Source organism: Dietzia sp. E1 (assembly GCF_014145015.1).
GTDB classification, from domain to species: Bacteria; Actinomycetota; Actinomycetes; order Mycobacteriales; family Mycobacteriaceae; genus Dietzia; species Dietzia cinnamea_A.
On the sequence record NZ_JAALDU010000582.1, the window covers coordinates 1 to 1,498 of the forward strand.

Genomic DNA, 1,498 nt, shown 5'->3' on the forward strand with positions numbered 1-1,498 from the left:
GCATCCGCCAGGATCTGGCCTCCGCTCGCGTCGCCGCGTCCGGCGGCGACGCCCTCGGCACGCCGGTGGGGGAGCTGCTCACGCGGGACGCGGTCACCGTGGGGCCCGACACCCCCATCCGGGAGGCCGCACAGATCATGACGAGGGAGCGGGTGTCGGCGCTGGTGGTGGTCGAGGCCGGGCGCGTGGTGGGGATCTTCACCGACCGCGACCTCCGCGCGAAGGTCGTCGCCGTGGGGGGAAACCCCGAGGCCCCGGTCGCGACCATCATGACCCCCGACCCGGTGACGGTGGACGCCCACACCCGGGCGTTCGACGCCACGCTGCTCCAGATGGACCGCGGGGTCCACCATCTACCCGTGTGCCAGGACGGGGCGCCGATGGGGATGGTCACCACGAGCGACCTGCTCCGGCTCGCACAGGCCGACCCCGTCTACCTCGCCGCGCGGATCTCTCGCGCCCCGGACGCCGATACGGTCGCCCGGCTGGCGGAACGGCTCCTGCCGCTGATCGGTGAATTCGTGCGGCGCGGGACCGCACCCCAGGACATCGGGCGGGTCATCACCGCCACCGCCGACGCCGCCACCCGGAGACTGCTCGCCCTGGCCGAGGCCGACCTCGGTCCGCCGCCCACCGACTACTGCTGGGTCGGTCTCGGCTCGCAGGCCCGCGGGGAACTCGGCGCCTCCAGCGACCAGGACAACGCCCTGATCCTCGACGACGCCGCCGACACGGTACCGGGCGCCCACGACTACTTCGCCGCACTCGCCGACCGGGTCTGCGACGGTCTGGACCGGGCGGGCTTCCCGCGGTGCCCGGGCGACGTGATGGCGAGCAACCCGCAGTGGCGACGAACCGCGTCCGACTGGGAACGACGGGTGCGGGACTGGGTGGGCGCGCCCGAGCCCAAGGCCGTCCTGAACAGTCAGGTGTTCTTCGACATCCGCGCCGTCCACGGGTCTGAGCGTCTGGTGGACCGGGTCCGCTGCGAGATGCTCTCCAGGTCCCGGGGAAGTCGGCGGTTCCTCGCCCACCTGGCCCGGATCGCCTGCGACTGGCAACCGCCCCTCGGGTTCTTCCGGGGCCTCGTGGTCGCCAGCCGGGGGGAGTACCGCAACACGCTGGACATCAAGGCGGGCGGCATCGCACCCGTCGTCCAGATCGCCCGGCTGCACGCGCTGTCGGCCGGGTTGTCGGAGGTCTCCACGCTGGGCCGGCTCGAGGCCGCGGCGGCCGCCGGGGTGATCGCTCGGACGGACGCCGAGAACCTCGCCGGCGCGATCCGATTCCTCAGGGGTCTGGCCTATCGTCACCACGCGCGCCAGATCGCCGAGGGGCTCGACCTGGACAACCACGTCGACCCGTCGAGCCTCGGCACGATGGACCGCCACCGCCTGCGGGCGGCGTTCCGCATCATCGCGGCCGCGCAGTCCGCGTTGGCCATCCAGTACCGGGTGGGGCAGATGTGACGGGACTGAGCAGACTGACGTCGGCCGCC

At 73.2% G+C, this 1,498-nt stretch carries 1 protein-coding gene; it reads left to right on the forward strand.

What is annotated here, in order from left to right:
* Window positions 1–1,469, forward strand: a 1,469-nt coding sequence (locus G6030_RS16200; RefSeq protein WP_182643817.1) for a DUF294 nucleotidyltransferase-like domain-containing protein, incomplete at its 5' end; no start/stop codon positions are given.
* Window positions 1,470–1,498: the final 29 nt, after the last annotated feature.